The following is a 15,585-nucleotide window of genomic DNA, read 5'->3' on the forward strand; positions in this document are numbered from 1 at the left end:
CCCCCCGAAAGTGGTTTACTACTCGGAGGACATCTGGTGTAATCCAGCCGAAGTCGAGACCGCGGAACCGGGGCAAAGCGAACGCTATGGCAAGACAACAGCCGTCCTGGCTGCGGGAAGAGCAGAGCGTGTACCTGAGGCTGCTGGCCCGCATCCGGGATTTCATCGACGGAGTGGCGAACAGTTCCCCCGCCCGCGTCGCGCTGATCATCTTCTTTAGCGTAATCCTCATCTTCACCGCCCTTCTCAGCCTGCCGATAGCGACCGCCGGCGGCGAGGCCGCCCCGCTGCACGATGCGATGTTCACAGCGGTATCTGCGGTCTGCGTGGTGGGGCTGACCGTGGTCTCCACTGCGGCGTACTGGTCCTTCTTCGGCCAACTGGTAATCCTGATTGCCATTTTCGTGGGTGGCCTGGGCACCCTGACCCTTGCCTCGCTGCTCGCGCTGATGGTGAGCAAGCGGCTCGGCGTGCGCGGCAAGCTTCTGGCGCAGTCGGCGCTCAACAACGCGAGCCGGCTCGGCGAGGTGGGAACACTGCTGCGCATCGTGATCACCACATCGGTGGTGGTGGAGATCGTGCTCGCCCTGATGCTGATCCCGCGGTTCATGGTGCTGGGGGAACCGTTCTGGCTCGCCGTCTGGCACGGCGTGTTCTACTCCATTTCAGCTTTCAACAATGCGGGTTTCACGCCGCACTCGGACGGGCTGGTGCCCTACGAGACAGACCTGTTCATCCTGGTCCCGATCATGCTCGGAGTGTTCCTGGGCAGCCTCGGGTTCCCGGTGATCCTGGTCCTGATCCAATACCGTCACCGGGTCCGTAAGTGGAGCCTCCATACCAAGCTGACGATCAACGTCTCGGTAATCCTCCTGGTCCTGGGTGCGCTCGCGTGGGGAGCAATGGAATGGTCCAACGACCGGACCATCGGGGCGTTTAGCGGCGGTGACAAGGTAATCCATGCCCTTTTCGCCTCGGTGATGACCCGCTCCGGCGGGTTCAACCTGGTGGACCAGTCGGACATGGGCTCGGCAACGATGCTGCTCACCGACGCGCTGATGTTCGCCGGCGGCGGGTCGGCCTCCACCGCGGGTGGAATCAAGGTGACCACGATCGCCGTCATGTTCCTTGCCATCGTGGCTGAAGCCCGCGGCAACTCGGATGTGAAGGCCTACGGCCGCAAGATCCCCGAGGGTGTGATGAGGGTTGCCATCTCGGTCATCTTCATGGGCGCAACCCTGGTGCTGGTTGGCTGTGGAATCCTGCTCTGGATGACCGAGGAGGACCTCAACAGGGTGCTCTTTGAGGTGATCTCGGCGTTTGCCACCTGCGGGCTGAGCACCAACCTCAGCGCCGAGCTGCCACCGGAGGGCAAGTATGTCCTGTCCGCGCTGATGTTTGCCGGCCGGATGGGAACCATCACGCTCGCCTCCGCGCTTGCCCTGCGGCAACGCAGTACCCTGTATCACTACCCCGAAGAGAGGCCAATCATTGGCTGAAAGACCAGCACATAACGCACCGGTCCTGGTGATCGGACTCGGCCGCTTCGGCTCAGCCACCGCCGACCAACTGGTGAAGCAGGGCCGCGAGGTCCTGGCAATCGAACGCGACACCCAGCTCGTCCAGAAATGGTCAGGGGTCCTCACCCATGTGGTCGAAGCCGACGCGACCAACATCGACGCGCTCCGCCAGCTGGGGGCGCAGGAGTTCACCGCCGCCGTCGTGGGCGTGGGAACGTCAATCGAGTCCAGCGTCCTGATCACGGCGAACCTGGTGGACCTGGGCATCGACCATCTGTGGGTCAAGGCGATCACCCCTGCGCATGGCAAGATCCTGAAACGGATCGGTGCCAACCACGTCATCTACCCCGAGGCGGACGCCGGGGTGCGGGCGGCCCACCTGGTGGGCGGACGCATGCTGGACTTCATCGAGTTCGACGACGGCTTCGCGATCGTGAAGATGTACCCACCCAAGGAGACCCAGGGGTTCACCCTCGGCGAGTCAGCGGTGCGGTCCAAGTACGGAGTCACGGTGGTCGGCGTGAAATCGCCGGGCGAGGACTTCACCTACGCGCGTCCGGACACGAAGGTGACCAGCCGGGACATGCTGATTGTCTCGGGCCACGTGGACCTTTTGGAGCGCTTCGCCGCCCGCCCCTAGCCCGGGAGCACCCGGAGGGGCGGGGCAGTGTCAGCTGTCCAGCTCCTCGCTGATCGCCTTCGCACGGTTGCTGGCAGACCGGGCTCCCGCGGCAACGATCACGGGCAGGTCCAGCCGGTCGAAGGTGGCGATCGCCTGCTCGGTGGTGCCGTTGGGGCTGGTCACTGCCCGCCGAAGTGCGATGGGATCGGCTCCCGGCTCCGCCAGCATCAGACCGGCCCCGGCCACCGTCTCGGTGGCCAGGACCTTGGCCAAGTCGGGATCCAAGCCTAGCTCCACGCCGGCCGCCGCCATGGCCTCAGCGAGGTAGAACACGTATGCGGGGCCGGAGCCGCTGACCGCTGACAGGGCGTCGACCTGGCTCTCCGGAATATCCACCACCGTTCCGGCCGAGCCAAGGATCTCCCGCGCCTGCGACATCAGGGCCGTATCAGCGTGCGTTCCCGCCGAAATGGAAAGAACCCCCCGGCCGAGCCGGGACGGCGTGTTGGGCATCGATCGGATGACCGGCTGGCCGTCCGGGAGCGCAGCCTCCAGCATCGCAAGGGAGATGGCGGCGGCGACGCTCAGGACGGTGGTGGTCGGTTTCAGTACCGGCCCGATCTCGCGGGCGAGGTCGATCGTTCCCACTGGCTTGACACCCATGATGACGACGTCGGCTCCCGCGGCCGCCACACGGTTGGCCTCCGGGTCTTCCGACGTGGCGAGCACCGTAATGCCATGGGTGCTGCGCAGCTCTGCCGCCCGTTCCGCGCCCCGAACCGTCGCTATCACCCGCTCGGGTGGGAGTCCGCCGGCAAGTAATCCCCGCAAAATTGCCTCGTTCATGGAGCCGCAGCCGAGGAAGGAAATCGTGGGTTCAGGGGTGTTTTTCATGAATCCATCCTGCCACGGACAAATTCACAGCGATATCCCAGCCTTTTCGGGGTAATCCGCGAGGAAATAGCAGTACACTCGTTATTGCCTCATAAAGGTGCGAGTGATACCGGATCGGGCCCTCGTGGTCTGATCCGTCTCAGGTGCCGGTGACCGACTCAGGCTTGCCCCCCACTTGCCTGGACAGCTTGCCGGCACCGTTTCTTTTAAGCCCAACGCTCAGGTACCTCACGGCTAACACACAAATAGCGGTCCTAGTGTGGGTAACACCTCCTTGAGGTGCGAGTGATATCAGTCAGGCTTCCTTGGCCTGACCCAGGTGCCGTCGAGCAAAAGCAAGTGTTTCACCCAACCACTTGTCCCGCTCGTCGGCACCTTTCGCTTTTCTGGTACTGACCTCCACCGCCACCACACCGGTGAATCCCGAATCAGCGAGGAACTGCAGTGACTCGGCGCAGCGTTGTGTGCCCTGCCCGGGCAACAAATGCTCGTCCCTTCCATTGGGCGTGCCGTCGGTCAGGTGTACATGCGACAGCCGGTCGCCCAGCGTCCGCATCTCGTCGAGCGAATCCATCCCGGAGATCGCCGCGTGGGAAAAGTCCCAGGTGACGGCGTCATAGGCCTGCGGCACCGGGTTCCAGTGCGGCAGGTAGGCCTTCGCCTCACGCCCGCGGACCCGCCATGGATACATGTTCTCGACGGCGACCGTAACTCCGTACTCCGCGGTGATGCGGAGCACTCCCTCCGCGAAATTCTCCGCGTAGCCGCTTTGCCATCGAAATGGGGGGTGCACCACCACCGTGTCGGCGCCCACCTCCACAGCCATCGCAGCGGACATTTCCACCTTGGTCCACGCTTTGCCCCACACCTGCTGGGTGAGCAGGAGAGTCGGCGCATGGATCGCCACGATCGGCTGGTCGTACTGCCGGCTGAGAGCACTGAGCATGTCCGGGTTCTGGCTCACATGATTGTTGGTGACCATTACCTCCACGCCGTCGTATCCCAGGCTCCGGGAGACCGCAAAAGCCTCATGCACCGCGAGGGGGTAGACGGACGCGCTGGAGAGAGCGATCCGCACCCCGTTCCGCTCCGGTGCAGACTCCCCGCTCACAGCGCCGCGCGCCCTGCCCACGGGGTGTCTTGGAGGGCAGAGTTGAGTTGCACGTGACCCACGCCGACAGCAGGCATCGGTTCCTGGGCTTCGAACATCAGGGTGTCGAACCTTCGGAGCAGTAACCCTTCCCGCAGCGCCCACGGGCAGATCTTGATGCTGTCCACCCTGAACGCCTTGAGGGCTGCCTCGGCCACCAACGCACCCGCCAGCACCTGCGCCGCCCGGGCCTCAGAAACACCGTCAAGGTTGACCCGGTCCTTCACGGACATGGCTGCCAACCGCTTGGTCCACAGGGACAGGTCCTCAAGGCGGAGTTCCCTGCCCACAAACGGCCCCGCCGCCGACGGCGCAGCCCCGGCCAGCCTGGCCAGCGAACGAAACGTTTTCGATGTCCCCGCCACCAGATGTGGTTCACCGAGGGCGGCGAACTCGGTAGCCGCTTCCTTCATGGTGCCGCGGATGTACCTCCGGACGTCCTTGACGCTCTTCGCACTCGGCGGGTCCTCGGCCAGCCAGTCCCGGGTGAGCCGCCCGGCTCCCAGGGGCACTGAGATAGCGACCTCGGGCAGCTCGTCGGCTCCCATAGCCATTTCGAAGGAGCCACCACCGATGTCAAGGTTGAGAATTGAACCGGCGCTCCAGCCGTACCAGCGACGGACGGCCTGGAACGTCATGGCCGCCTCCTGGTCTCCACTGAGCTCCTGAAGCGCTACGGCCGTCTCCTCTTTGACCCGCTGCAGCACTGCGGCGCCGTTCGCCGACTCCCGGATCGCTGAGGTGCAGAACGCGAGGAAGTCCTCAGCTCCGTGCCGATCGGCAAATTTCCTGGCCTCCCGGACAAAACTGATCAGCTCGTCCTGACCCTGATCGGTGATGGCGCCGTCGGCGTCCAGGTGCGCCACCAACTGGAGTGAACGCTTGTGGGATGCGAAGGGCACCGGTCGCGCCCCGGCATGTGCATCAACCAGGAGCAGGTGCACGGTATTTGACCCGATATCGAGGACGCCTAGACGCATGGTTCCATTATGTCTCGTTAGCTACTTTCGTTGACGACGCGCCCCCACGACATCCTGTGACTGATCCAGACCTACCCAGTGGCGCACGCCACCAAACCCCTACTTCCGCGCAGCAACCTTACGCTTGGCGGGGGCACGGCTGGCCGTCTTCTTCTTCGGCGCCGGCCCCTTAGCGCGCTTCTCTGCAAGCAGGTCCAGCGCCATCTCACGGGTCAGCTCCTCGATGGCCATCGACCGCGGAACGGTGATGTTGGTGACGCCATCGGTGATGTACGGGCCGAAGCGACCGTCCTTGACCACTACCGGCTTCTCGGAGACCGGGTCATCGCCAAACTCGGCGAGCGGCGGGGCAGCCACCCGTCCCCCACGCTGCTTCGGCTGCGAGTAGATCTCCAGTGCCTGCTCGAGGGTGATGGTGAAGATTTCCTCTTCCGACCCGATGGATCGCGAATCGGTCCCCTTCTTCAGGTAGGGACCGAATCGCCCGTTCTGGACAGTGATCTCCTTGTCCTCGTCGGTTCCGAGGACCCGGGGAAGGTTCATCAGCTTCAGGGCATCCTCGAGCGTAACCGTCTCCAGGGACATCGAAGCAAACAGGGACCCTGTCCGCGGCTTTTCCTTCACCGGCTTCTTGGGCGGCTTCGGCTTGCCGTTCTTGTAGTACTCGACCGGCTGTTTGGCCAGTTCCTCTTCGGTGACCTCCGGGATCAGTTCGATCACATAGGGTCCGTACCGGCCGTCGCGAGCCACGATCGAGCGCCCCGTCTCGGGGTCCTCCCCGAGAACGCGTTCTTCGGTGCCGGACGAGTTCATCAACTCGATGGCCTTCTCGACGGTCAGCTCATCGGGGGCGAGGTCCTCCGGAACATTCGCGCGTTGCGGCTCGGTGCCTTCCTCGGCGTCAGGGTCGAGCGGCTTCTCCAGGTAGGGGCCGAACTTGCCGACCCGCAGGGTAATGCCCTCGGCGATCTCGATGGAGTTGATCTTGCGTGCATCGATTTCGCCCAGGTCGTTCACGATGGTGTGCAGCCCGGTGACCTTGCGGTCCCCGTAGTAGAAGTGGTTCAGCCAGTCGACCCGGCCGGCCTCGCCGCGGGCAATACGGTCCAGATCCTCTTCCAGTTCGGCGGTGAAGTCGTAGTCGACGTAATCGTGGAAATGCTCCTCCAGCAACCGGACCACCGAGAAGGCAATCCAGCTGGGGACCAGGGCCTGGCCCCGGGTGCGCACATACCCGCGGTCCATGATGGTCGAAATGGTCGCGGCGTAGGTGGAGGGACGGCCGATGCCGAGCTCCTCCAGCACCTTGACGAGGGACGCTTCGGTGTAGCGCGGCGGCGGCGAGGTTTCGTGTCCGACCGCGGCGACTTCCTCGGCGCCCAGCTTGTCCCCCGCCGTGAGGTTGGGGAGCCGTGCTCCCTGCCCACCGTCGTCGGCCGTGTCCTGTTCGTTGCGGCTGGCGTCCTTGCCCTCCTCGTAGGCGGCCATGAAGCCGCGGAAGGTGATCACGGTTCCGGAAGCCGAGAACTCAGCGTCGCGCGTCTTGCCGTCCGGTCCGGTCGCCAGCGCTCCCAGCCGGAGGGTCGCCGTCGACCCCTTGGCGTCCGCCATCTGGGATGCGACGGTGCGCTTCCAGATGAGCTCGTACAGCCGGAACTCGTCGCCACGGAGCTGCCCCGCCACCTGGGCGGGGGTGCGGAAGGAGTCCCCCGCCGGACGGATGGCCTCGTGGGCCTCCTGCGCGTTCTTCGACTTGCCCTTGTATACCCGGCGGGCGTCCGGTACATATTCGGCGCCGTACAGTTCGGACGCCTGGCGGCGGGCAGCGTTGACTGCCTGGTCCGACAGGGCTGGCGAGTCGGTTCGCATGTAGGTGATGTAGCCGTTTTCGTACAGCCGCTGCGCCACCTGCATGGTCACCCGGGAGGAGAAGCGGAGCTTCCGCGCCGCTTCCTGCTGCAGGGTCGACGTCGTGAACGGCGCCGCCGGGCGGCGGGTGTAGGGCTTGGTGTCCACTGAGCGGACCGCAAACTCTGAAGTCTGGAGTTCGGTCGCCAAGGATTCGGCGGTCTCCGCGTCGAGCCGTGCCACTGTCGACGACTTCAGCTCACCCAGGTCGGTGAAGTCCTTGCCGGTGGCCACGCGTGCACCGTCGAGGCTGACCAGTTTGGCGCCGAACGATTGCCGCTCCCCACCACTCAACGGTGAGAATGTTCCGGTCAAATCCCAGTAGGAGGCGGCGCGGAACGCCATCCGCTCACGTTCGCGTTCCACCACGAGCCGGGTGGCGACGGACTGTACCCTGCCGGCGGAGAGACCGCGGGCAACCTTGCGCCAGAGCACGGGGGAGATTTCGTACCCGTACAGGCGGTCCAGGATGCGACGGGTCTCCTGGGCATCGACCATGGGGGTGTCGAGTTCACGCATTTCCAGCAGCGCTCGCTGGATGGCTTCCTTGGTGATTTCGGGGAAGGTCAGCCGGTACACGGGAACCTTGGGCTTGAGGACCTCCAGCAGGTGCCAGGCAATCGCTTCACCTTCACGGTCACCGTCAGTTGCGAGATAGAGGGCTTCGGCGCCTTTGAGTGCTGCCTTGAGTTCCGCAACGGTTTTTTTCTTGTTGGCGGACACCACGTAGTAGGGCTCGAAGTCATTGTCCACATCCACCGCGAACTTGCCTACACTGGTCTTCTTCAACTCAGCGGGAAGGTCGGAGGGCTGGGGAAGATCCCGGATGTGCCCCATGGACGCCGTGACCTCAAAGCCCTCGCCAAGATAACCCGCAATGGTCTTGCTCTTCGCGGGTGACTCAACGATGACGAGCTTGCGGCCGGGCTTCTTGTCCGTTGCCTTAGTGGGCACTTCTCTCCTATATATAGGTCGCTGATTTTGGTGGTGATTCAGCGTGGTTCGTGACGGGACGCCACTGGTTCTCTGGCCCCATACCCTTCACAGTATGCGGTATGCCTTCTTGCAATAGGGTAACGGCTCCTGTGTAGGGGTGGTCACAAAAGCGCAATAACTGTGTACAACCTCTCGTCGCCGGAAGCTCCGCGGGGGTGGCCACCGCAGGCCTTGGACGGACGCATCCTGACCCTATTGATCGTCGGCCGGGATGAGGAAGCCGTCGAGGAGGATTTCCCGCACCTCGGCGAGAAGCGCGTCCCGGAAGGCCGCGTCGTCCTGGCCGAGGAGGGCACCGAGTGCCATCGTGATCTGACCGGCGGAGAGCTCGCCGTCGCAAGCGGAGACAAAACCAGCCAGTTCCGTGCTGAGGAGGTTGGTGCGCCGGAATCCGGCACCCTGCCGCAGCAGGATCACGCCGGGATGTTCCGCGCCGGGGCGCTGGTGCCGTTCCTCGGTAACATCATCAGCCACCATCAGGTGCTGTTCGGCGAGGTCCTCGGCGTGCGCCGTCGACCAGTCCTGCCGCCGCAGGGCAGCACCGATGTGGGGGCCGATGGGTTGCTCCAGGGGGTGGGTGATCTCCTCGAACCGGCGCAGCGGTGCGGTCACCGCCTGGCCGGCGCTGCGCGGTGAGTGCGCCCGGAGCACTACCGAGCCGAAACCGATGGATTGAACGTCCCGGGTGGCGAAGTCAGCGAGATACGCGGAATAGCGGTCAGCAAACCGGTGTGGGTCGCGGGTTTCGGCGGCGTCCCGCAGCCAGGTCAGGGCATATCCCGACGGCGTGAGCTGTTCCCGCTGGATTACCCAGCCGTCCACTCCAGCCGGAATCCAGGACTCAATCCGCTCGTACCATGCGCCGCCGCCGGACGTGATCTCCCAGTTGCCCAGAAGCTGGGCGGTTCCACCATCGGTGAGTAGCCCCGGGAGGTCCCTGACCAGGGTGGAGACAATGTCGTCTCCCGGCAGACCGCCGTCGCGGTAGGTGAACTGGTTGTCGGCGGTTTCACCGGGCAGGCGCGGGGTAATGACAAATGGTGGGTTGGAGACGATCAGGTCGAAGGTCTCCCCCGCCACGGGATCGAGCAGGCTGCCCTGCCTGAGGGTGACCCGGGCGCCGAGATCCGTGGGGTCGAGGTGGAGACCCTCAGCGTTCAGGAGCAGGTTGAACCGGGTGAAAGCGAGAGCTCGTGCCGAGATGTCGGTGGCGGTGACGTGCCGTGCGTGATCAAGAAGGTGAAAGGTCTGGATTCCGCAGCCGGTGCCCAGGTCCAGGGCACGGTCGACGGTCGGCCGGATGGTCAGTTGGGCGAGGTTCAACGAGGCTTGACCGATTCCGAGGACATGATCGCGTCGGAGGACGCCAGGCCGCTGGTGCTGCCCGAGGTCGCTGGCAACCCACAGGTCCCCGCTCGTGTCCGAGGTATAGGGCCGAAGGTCGAGAGCTGCATGCCATTCGTCTTCGTCAGACGGCTCAGCCAGTCCCAGGCGGTGCAGTCCGGCCGGTTCCGTGCGGGGGAAGGCTTTACCCAGTTGTTCGTCCGATACCCGCTCGCCGAGCATCCAGAGCAGGACAGGGACTGCCAGCTGGCCACCGGTGGTCTCCGCGTGCTGGCAGGCGAGCAGCGCCGGGATGAGCTGGTCCTTCTCCAACGCCTGCCAGGCCTCGATGCCGACCAGGTCAGCGACGCCGTCGACCGTGTAGTTCAATGCCAGAAGGTCAGCGGCCAGCTGCCTGAGCAGCGCCTGGTCGTTGCTGGCCGGTGCGTCGGGGACGTCGGCCGTGAAGTCCGGAGGGGTCACGCGGCACCCGCTGCGGTGGCCTCGGACTCGTCGGATTCGCAGCCCTGCGGGCAGCGCAGGGTCGAAGGAGAGGCCGCGCAGTCGGCGCAGTAGAGCGTGAGGTTCCGGCAGGCAAGGTTGGAACAGTTCTCGAACTTGTTGGTGGGTGTTTCGCAGCGGACACACTTGCCGATGGTCTTCGCGTCCTTGGAAAACTCGACGTGCATGCGTTTGTCGAACACGTACAGCGACCCTTCCCACAGGCCTGAGTCACCGTATTCCTCGCCGTACCGCACAATCCCGCCGTCCAGCTGGTACACCTCGGTGAAACCACGGTTGATCATCAGGCTGGACAGCACCTCGCAGCGGATCCCCCCGGTGCAGTAGGTGACCACGGGTTTGTCCTTGAGGTCGTCATACCGGCCGGAGTCCAGTTCGTTGACGAAGTCCTGGGTCGTGGCCACGTTGGGCACAATGGCGTTCCTGAACCGCCCGATCTGCGCCTCGAGGGCGTTGCGGCCGTCGAAGAAGACGACTTCCTCCCCGTTGGCCTTCTTCGAGTCCACCAGCCGGTGCAGGTCAGCCGGCTTGAGGTGGGTACCGCCTCCTACCACCCCCGAGTCGTTGACTTTGAGTTCGTTCGGGGCACCGAAGGACACGATCTCTTCCCTGACCTTTACGCTGAGGCGTGGGAAGTCGTTCGCGCCACCATCCGACCATTTGATGTCCATCTTCTTGAAAGCCGGGTATTCGCGGGTGGCTTTCACATACTGTTTCATCGCGTTGAGCTCACCGCCCACTGTGCCGTTGATACCGTCTTTTGACAGCAGGATGCGTCCCCGCAGCCCGAGCTTCTCGCAGAGGGCGCGCTGCCACAGGCGGACGGCTTCCGGATCGGGCAACGGGGTGAAGGCGTAATAGAGCACAATGCGGTTCATGGACACGCATTTAAGCATAACGGCCCCTGTCATGGCAGGTCTCAAATGCGCTACGGCCGGGTAATTCTATGTTCAATATCTCTCGTACAAACTATGGTCATTGCATGAGCGCAACCCTCTCTGAAGATTTGATGAAAACGTGGATTTCCGGTTGGTCCGCCTGCCGGGGTTATCAACCGCATGACGATGGCCGGACGGTGTCCGTTTTGCTGACCGACACCGGTAACCAGCTCGAACACTTCGTCTATGAACCATCCGATGAGGAGGCGCTGGCGCTCGCCACCGAAACGAAGGCCGATCCGAACCGTCTCCTGACAGTGGTCACCACCAGAATGAATGATCTGTTGACGACGCTGCGTCCCCTCGGGCTGCGCGTGATCGACAACCGTCAGGCACTGATGACCGTCAATATGGACGGCCAGGATGTGGAGGAGCCACGGGTGCCGGACGAGGTGTTCTCCCTGACCCACCTGCGTGAACCATCGTGTCGGCGGGTGATGGTGACAGCCAATGGTGAGGAAGCCGCCCGCGGCTCGGTCGCCGTCGAACAGGAGTTCGCGGTCTACGACCGCATCATCACCAACGAGGCTTACCGGCGACGGGGGCTCGGCAGCTTCGTCATGCGGGCGCTCACCTCGGCGGTCCTCGAGGATGACGTGCAGGACGGGCTACTGATGGCCTCAGCAGATGGCCAGCAGCTGTACCAGTTCCTGGGCTGGACCCATCTGGCCGACGTGTTTGTGATTCGCGCCTGATCGCTCCGCCCGGGCGGAGCGATCCCGCGCTCCCCGCGGGTGGGGGGCAGCCGGAGTGACACAATGGCACCGTGGCGCAACATGACTCCCTCATCCCCCTGCTTGGTGGGGGCGCCGAACCGGAGCAGCTGGTCCACGTCCGGCAGATCCCGGCCCGGCAGGCCGTCACCGAGCCATGGCCGGCCTGGGCGCACCCCGACGTTGTCGCCGCCTACGGCGCACTGGGGGTTCCCACGCCGTGGCGGCACCAGGTCACCGCGGCCAACGCCGCCCATAGCGGGCAGCACACCATTGTGGCCACCGGAACGGCATCCGGAAAGTCACTCTGTTATCAGTTACCGGTCCTCGACGAGATCCACCGGACGGCACTCGGAGACCAGGTTTCCTTACAGCCCACCGGCTCGGTGGCCCTGTACCTCGCCCCGACCAAAGCCCTCGCCGCCGACCAGCTGGCCGCCGTCAAGGCTCTGAACATTCCAACGGTGCGGGCGGAAACCTACGACGGCGACACGGATCCCACCGCCCGCCGCTGGATCCGGGATCACGCGAACCTGGTGCTGGCCAACCCTGACATGCTGCACTACGGGATCCTCCCCAACCATGCCTGGTGGGCCAGGTACTTCCGACGGCTGAAGTACGTGATCATCGACGAGGCGCACAGCTACCGGGGAGTCTTCGGGTCCCATGTGGCGAACCTCCTGCGGCGGCTGCGCCGGGTCTGCGAATACTACGGCGCCTCCCCCGTCTTCATTGGGGCCTCCGCCACCTCGGCCGACCCCGGGGCCTCCTTCGGGAAGCTGATCGGCGGCGAGGCGACCCCCGTTGTTGAGGACAGCTCGCCCCACGGGTCCACCACAGTGGCCTTCTGGGAACCTGAGCTCACCGAGCTCCGCGGGGAGAACGGCGCCCCCAAGCGCCGGACCGTCATCGCCGAGACGTCTGACCTGTTGACGAACCTGGTCTCCGCGCAGGTGCGGACGATCGCGTTCATCAAGTCGCGACGGGGCGCCGAGAGCATCGCGGCGATGTCGAAACGGTTGCTCCACGAGGTCCATCCGAGCCTGCCTTCCCGGGTTGCGGCCTACCGGTCGGGTTATTTACCCGAAGAGCGCAGGGAACTGGAGGCGGCGCTCCGCAGCGGGCAACTCCTTGGCGTTGCGAGCACCCCCGCCCTGGAACTGGGCATCGACATCTCAGGGCTGGACGCGGTGCTGGTGGCTGGCTGGCCGGGCACGCGGGCGTCGCTCCTGCAGCAAATCGGGCGGGCCGGGCGTTCCGGTCAGGATGCCCTCGCCGCTTTCGTCGCGAGCGACGACCCACTGGACACGTACCTGGTGCATCACCCGGAGGCGGTGTTCGACGTTGGGGTGGAAGCCACCGTGTTCGACCCGACCAACCCGTATGTGCTGGGCCCTCACCTGTGTGCGGCGGCGGCGGAGCTTCCGCTGACCCCCTCCGAGTTGCCCCTTTTCGGGGTGGGTGTCGAAGCCCTGCTGGGCAAACTGGTGGCGCAGGGGTATCTCCGGCAGCGACCCGCGGGCTGGTTCTGGACCCATCCGCAGAGTGCAGCCGCGATGGTGAACCTTCGCGCGGACGGCGGTGGACCCATCAGCATCGTCGAAACCGGGACCGGCACGATGCTCGGCACCATGGATTCGCCGCAGAGCCACTACCAGGCGCACGCCGGCGCGATCTATGTGCACCAGGGGCAGACCTATGTGGTGGACGAACTCAACGAGCAGGATCATTGCGCGATGGTGACCCGCTCGAACCCTGACTACTACACCCAGGCCAGGGACATCACCGAGATCGAGGTGATCGGGACTGACCGCACCCAGGACTGGGGTGGAGTCCAGATCCGGTTCGGTGAGGTGCTGGTCACCACCCAGGTAGTCTCCTTCCAGCGGAAGGCCTTCGTCTCCAACGAGATCCTCGGTGAGGAACCATTGGAGCTGGGCGCGCGTGACCTCCACACGAAGGGGGTCTGGTTTGAATTCGACCAGCGGTTGCTGGAGGCCAACGGCCTGACGGCAGCCGATCTGCCGGGAGCCCTACACGCCGCCGAACACGCCGCGATCGGCCTGCTACCTCTCGTGGCGTCAAGCGACCGCTGGGACATCGGCGGAGTGTCGACCGCCCTGCACGCCGACACCATGGTGCCGACCATCTTCGTCTACGACGGCCACCCGGGTGGGGCAGGCTTCGCCGAACGGGGGTACGACGCCGTCAGGATCTGGATCAAGGCGACCCTCGATGCGATTCGCGCCTGCGAGTGCGACACCGGGTGCCCCTCCTGTGTGCAGTCACCCAAGTGCGGGAACCGGAATAACCCGCTGAGCAAGTCAGGTGCCACCACCCTGCTTGCCCTCCTGCTGGCCCAGGACCCGGGCGGCAACCCCAGCAATCCTGGTATCCCGGGCTAGGCGGGTCAGGGCGGCCATCCCCAGGTTGGCGGATCAGGGCGGTCATCCCCAGGTTGGCGGATCAGGGCGGCCACCCCCAGGTTGGCGGGTCAGGGCGGCCATCCCCAGGTTGGCGGGTCAGGGCGGCGGCCCAGCACGCGCCCGGCCGGTCGCGTCCGGGACCAGCGCGAACCAGTGGGCCGCTGGGCCCACCCTGACAGAGGTGCGCACCTCCACGACGGTGCCACCCGGTCCGTCCCTGCTGCAGGACTGCAGGGTTGCCCCATGTGCCGCTGCGGTTTCGGCGGCCACCGTACAGGGGTCGCCAGGAAGCAGTCCGCGGGACGCGTCCGCGGCGGCCAGCGCTGCCAGATCGGCAGCAGTGGCTGCCCGGGACGCCGTAGCGCCTGCCTGGGCCAACAGAACCACCGCGGCAATCAGGGACATGAGCAGCACTGCGAGCCCGCAGGTCAACACTGTCCCGGCTCCCACCTCCGCGCCAGCGCCACGGCGCCGCCGCTGCGTCCACCCCCTCATCAGGCGTGCACCGCGGGTACCTGACAGGGCGTTGCCGGGCAACCACCCCGACGGCTACCGGGGTCGGGAGGGCAAGCGGTGCCGAAAGGGCGAGCGGTTGAGTCATTACCTGCGACTGACGCAACCGGATCCGGCGTCCGGGGGGCTTGCTCCTGGAGTTCGGCCCGGGCCGTGGCGGACGCCGACAGGTCCCATCCCAGAAAATCCATCCCGGGCAGGGAGACACTCGACCCGACGGTCACCGTGGTCCAGACACCCTGCTCCGCCACTTCCAGCCGCGACTGCGGGCCCGCGAGCCTGCGCACCGTTGCCTCCACCTGATCCGCTGGCTCTCCCCGGACCACTTCCCGGGCGCCCGCCCGGGCCGCCTCTTCCAATCTGAGCTGGGTCAGTCCAGCCGTGGCGGCGCCTAGAAGCAGTGCCAGAAGCAGGATCAAGGACGGCAGTGCCACCGCCACTTCCGCCGTCACCGCCCCGCACTGGGATTCGGGCCGTCGCGGGCACTGTGCTGGCTCACGGCGGGGCACCAGACCGGTCCCGCGCCGAGGCCGACGTCTCATTGGGTGGGGGTGGGGGGACACCGTGGGCTACCCGAAGCTGAGGGCCGAGCTGATCAGGTTCATCAGCATGCCCCTGACCTCACCGCTGGACAGAATCGCCACCAGCAGGGCAGCGAACCCCACCGCAGCCAGGGTGGCAATGGCGTACTCCGCGGTTGCCATCCCCGCCTCTGACCTGCCCAGACGACGTACCTCCCTGGCCAGGCGCCGGCCGCTGCTTGAAACGAATACCTTGATTGACGACATATCTTCCTCCGTGTGATCCATCTGGTGAGAGCCCCGCCCCTCGGGGTCTCGATCGGCTAGGACGCTGCTGTGTCCTGCTGAGACTCTGCCCGTTCACGCGGGGCTGCGGTTCGCCCGCACTCGTTATGTGGATAAGTCGCCGACAGTCGGCCACCCGAGCGACTGCCACCGTCATGACGATCGCCACGCTCACGGTCATGGCAACGGCAAACGCCCACGGCAACGGCAACGGCAACGGCAACGGCAACGGCAACGGCAACGTTGACACTGCGTTTACTGGACTGCCGATGCT

At 65.3% G+C, this 15,585-nt stretch carries 13 protein-coding genes; 4 read left to right on the forward strand and 9 right to left on the reverse strand.

From position 1 onward, the window contains the following. Positions 1 to 86: 86 nt before the first annotated feature. Positions 87 to 1,499 carry a TrkH family potassium uptake protein gene (locus IWX64_RS01605; protein ID WP_334683085.1) on the forward strand — a complete coding sequence of 471 codons (1,413 nt, stop codon included), beginning with the start codon at positions 87 to 89 and terminating at the stop codon, positions 1,497 to 1,499. Beyond that, positions 1,492 to 2,160 (forward strand): potassium channel family protein, encoded by a 669-nt coding sequence (locus IWX64_RS01610; RefSeq protein WP_171585775.1) that lies wholly within the window; start codon positions 1,492 to 1,494, stop codon positions 2,158 to 2,160. The genes IWX64_RS01605 and IWX64_RS01610 overlap by 8 nt, the downstream gene beginning before the upstream one ends. A 30-nt stretch (positions 2,161 to 2,190) precedes the next feature. Here IWX64_RS01610 and proC read toward each other — a convergent pair whose 3' ends face one another. From proC to trhO, 6 genes are all read right to left on the reverse strand, one after another. Then, the gene (gene proC, locus IWX64_RS01615; protein ID WP_196865387.1) at positions 2,191 to 3,036 is read right to left on the reverse strand and encodes a pyrroline-5-carboxylate reductase; all 846 of its coding nucleotides are present in this window, start codon (positions 3,034 to 3,036) and stop codon (positions 2,191 to 2,193) included. Positions 3,037 to 3,331: 295 nt separating this feature from the next. After that, positions 3,332 to 4,147 (reverse strand): sugar phosphate isomerase/epimerase family protein, encoded by an 816-nt coding sequence (locus tag IWX64_RS01620; RefSeq protein ID WP_312883931.1) that lies wholly within the window; start codon positions 4,145 to 4,147, stop codon positions 3,332 to 3,334. Next, entirely contained in the window at positions 4,144 to 5,166 is a 1,023-nt protein-coding gene (locus IWX64_RS01625; protein ID WP_196865389.1) for a Ppx/GppA phosphatase family protein, read from the reverse strand. Before IWX64_RS01625 ends, IWX64_RS01620 begins: the two co-directional genes overlap by 4 nt. A gap of 99 nt (positions 5,167 to 5,265) precedes the next feature. Next, positions 5,266 to 8,028 (reverse strand): type I DNA topoisomerase, encoded by a 2,763-nt coding sequence (gene topA, locus IWX64_RS01630; RefSeq protein ID WP_196865390.1) that lies wholly within the window; start codon positions 8,026 to 8,028, stop codon positions 5,266 to 5,268. A 234-nt stretch (positions 8,029 to 8,262) separates the two neighbouring features. Beyond that, positions 8,263 to 9,876, reverse strand: coding sequence for a DUF7059 domain-containing protein (locus IWX64_RS01635; RefSeq protein ID WP_196865391.1), 1,614 nt, complete (start codon positions 9,874 to 9,876; stop codon positions 8,263 to 8,265). Further along, on the reverse strand, positions 9,873 to 10,799 hold the full coding sequence (trhO, locus tag IWX64_RS01640; protein ID WP_196865392.1) for an oxygen-dependent tRNA uridine(34) hydroxylase TrhO: 927 nt from the start codon (positions 10,797 to 10,799) through the stop codon (positions 9,873 to 9,875). Before trhO ends, IWX64_RS01635 begins: the two co-directional genes overlap by 4 nt. A 98-nt stretch (positions 10,800 to 10,897) precedes the next feature. On the opposite strand from trhO, the gene IWX64_RS01645 reads away from it, so the two are divergent. Together IWX64_RS01645 and IWX64_RS01650 are read left to right on the forward strand one after the other, a co-directional pair. Then, positions 10,898 to 11,548: a GNAT family N-acetyltransferase gene (locus IWX64_RS01645; protein ID WP_196865393.1), complete on the forward strand. Its 651-nt coding sequence runs from the start codon at positions 10,898 to 10,900 to the stop codon at positions 11,546 to 11,548. A 71-nt stretch (positions 11,549 to 11,619) separates the two neighbouring features. Next, positions 11,620 to 13,971, forward strand: a complete 2,352-nt coding sequence (locus IWX64_RS01650) for a DEAD/DEAH box helicase (RefSeq protein ID WP_196865394.1) — start codon at positions 11,620 to 11,622, stop codon at positions 13,969 to 13,971. Positions 13,972 to 14,088: 117 nt separating this feature from the next. Here IWX64_RS01650 and IWX64_RS01655 read toward each other — a convergent pair whose 3' ends face one another. From IWX64_RS01655 to IWX64_RS01665, 3 genes are read right to left on the reverse strand one after another with little or no spacing between them, the layout of a single operon-like run. After that, a complete protein-coding gene (locus IWX64_RS01655) occupies positions 14,089 to 14,487 on the reverse strand; it encodes an Rv3654c family TadE-like protein (RefSeq protein WP_196865395.1) in 399 nt (132 codons plus the stop codon). Beyond that, positions 14,487 to 15,047: a TadE family type IV pilus minor pilin gene (locus tag IWX64_RS01660; protein WP_196865396.1), complete on the reverse strand. Its 561-nt coding sequence runs from the start codon at positions 15,045 to 15,047 to the stop codon at positions 14,487 to 14,489. The genes IWX64_RS01655 and IWX64_RS01660 overlap by 1 nt, the downstream gene beginning before the upstream one ends. A 27-nt stretch (positions 15,048 to 15,074) precedes the next feature. Then, a complete protein-coding gene (locus IWX64_RS01665; protein WP_196865397.1) occupies positions 15,075 to 15,293 on the reverse strand; it encodes a DUF4244 domain-containing protein in 219 nt (72 codons plus the stop codon). Positions 15,294 to 15,585: the final 292 nt, after the last annotated feature.

This window comes from Arthrobacter sp. CAN_A212 (assembly GCF_015752345.1).
Lineage (GTDB): Bacteria > Actinomycetota > Actinomycetes > Actinomycetales > Micrococcaceae > Arthrobacter_D.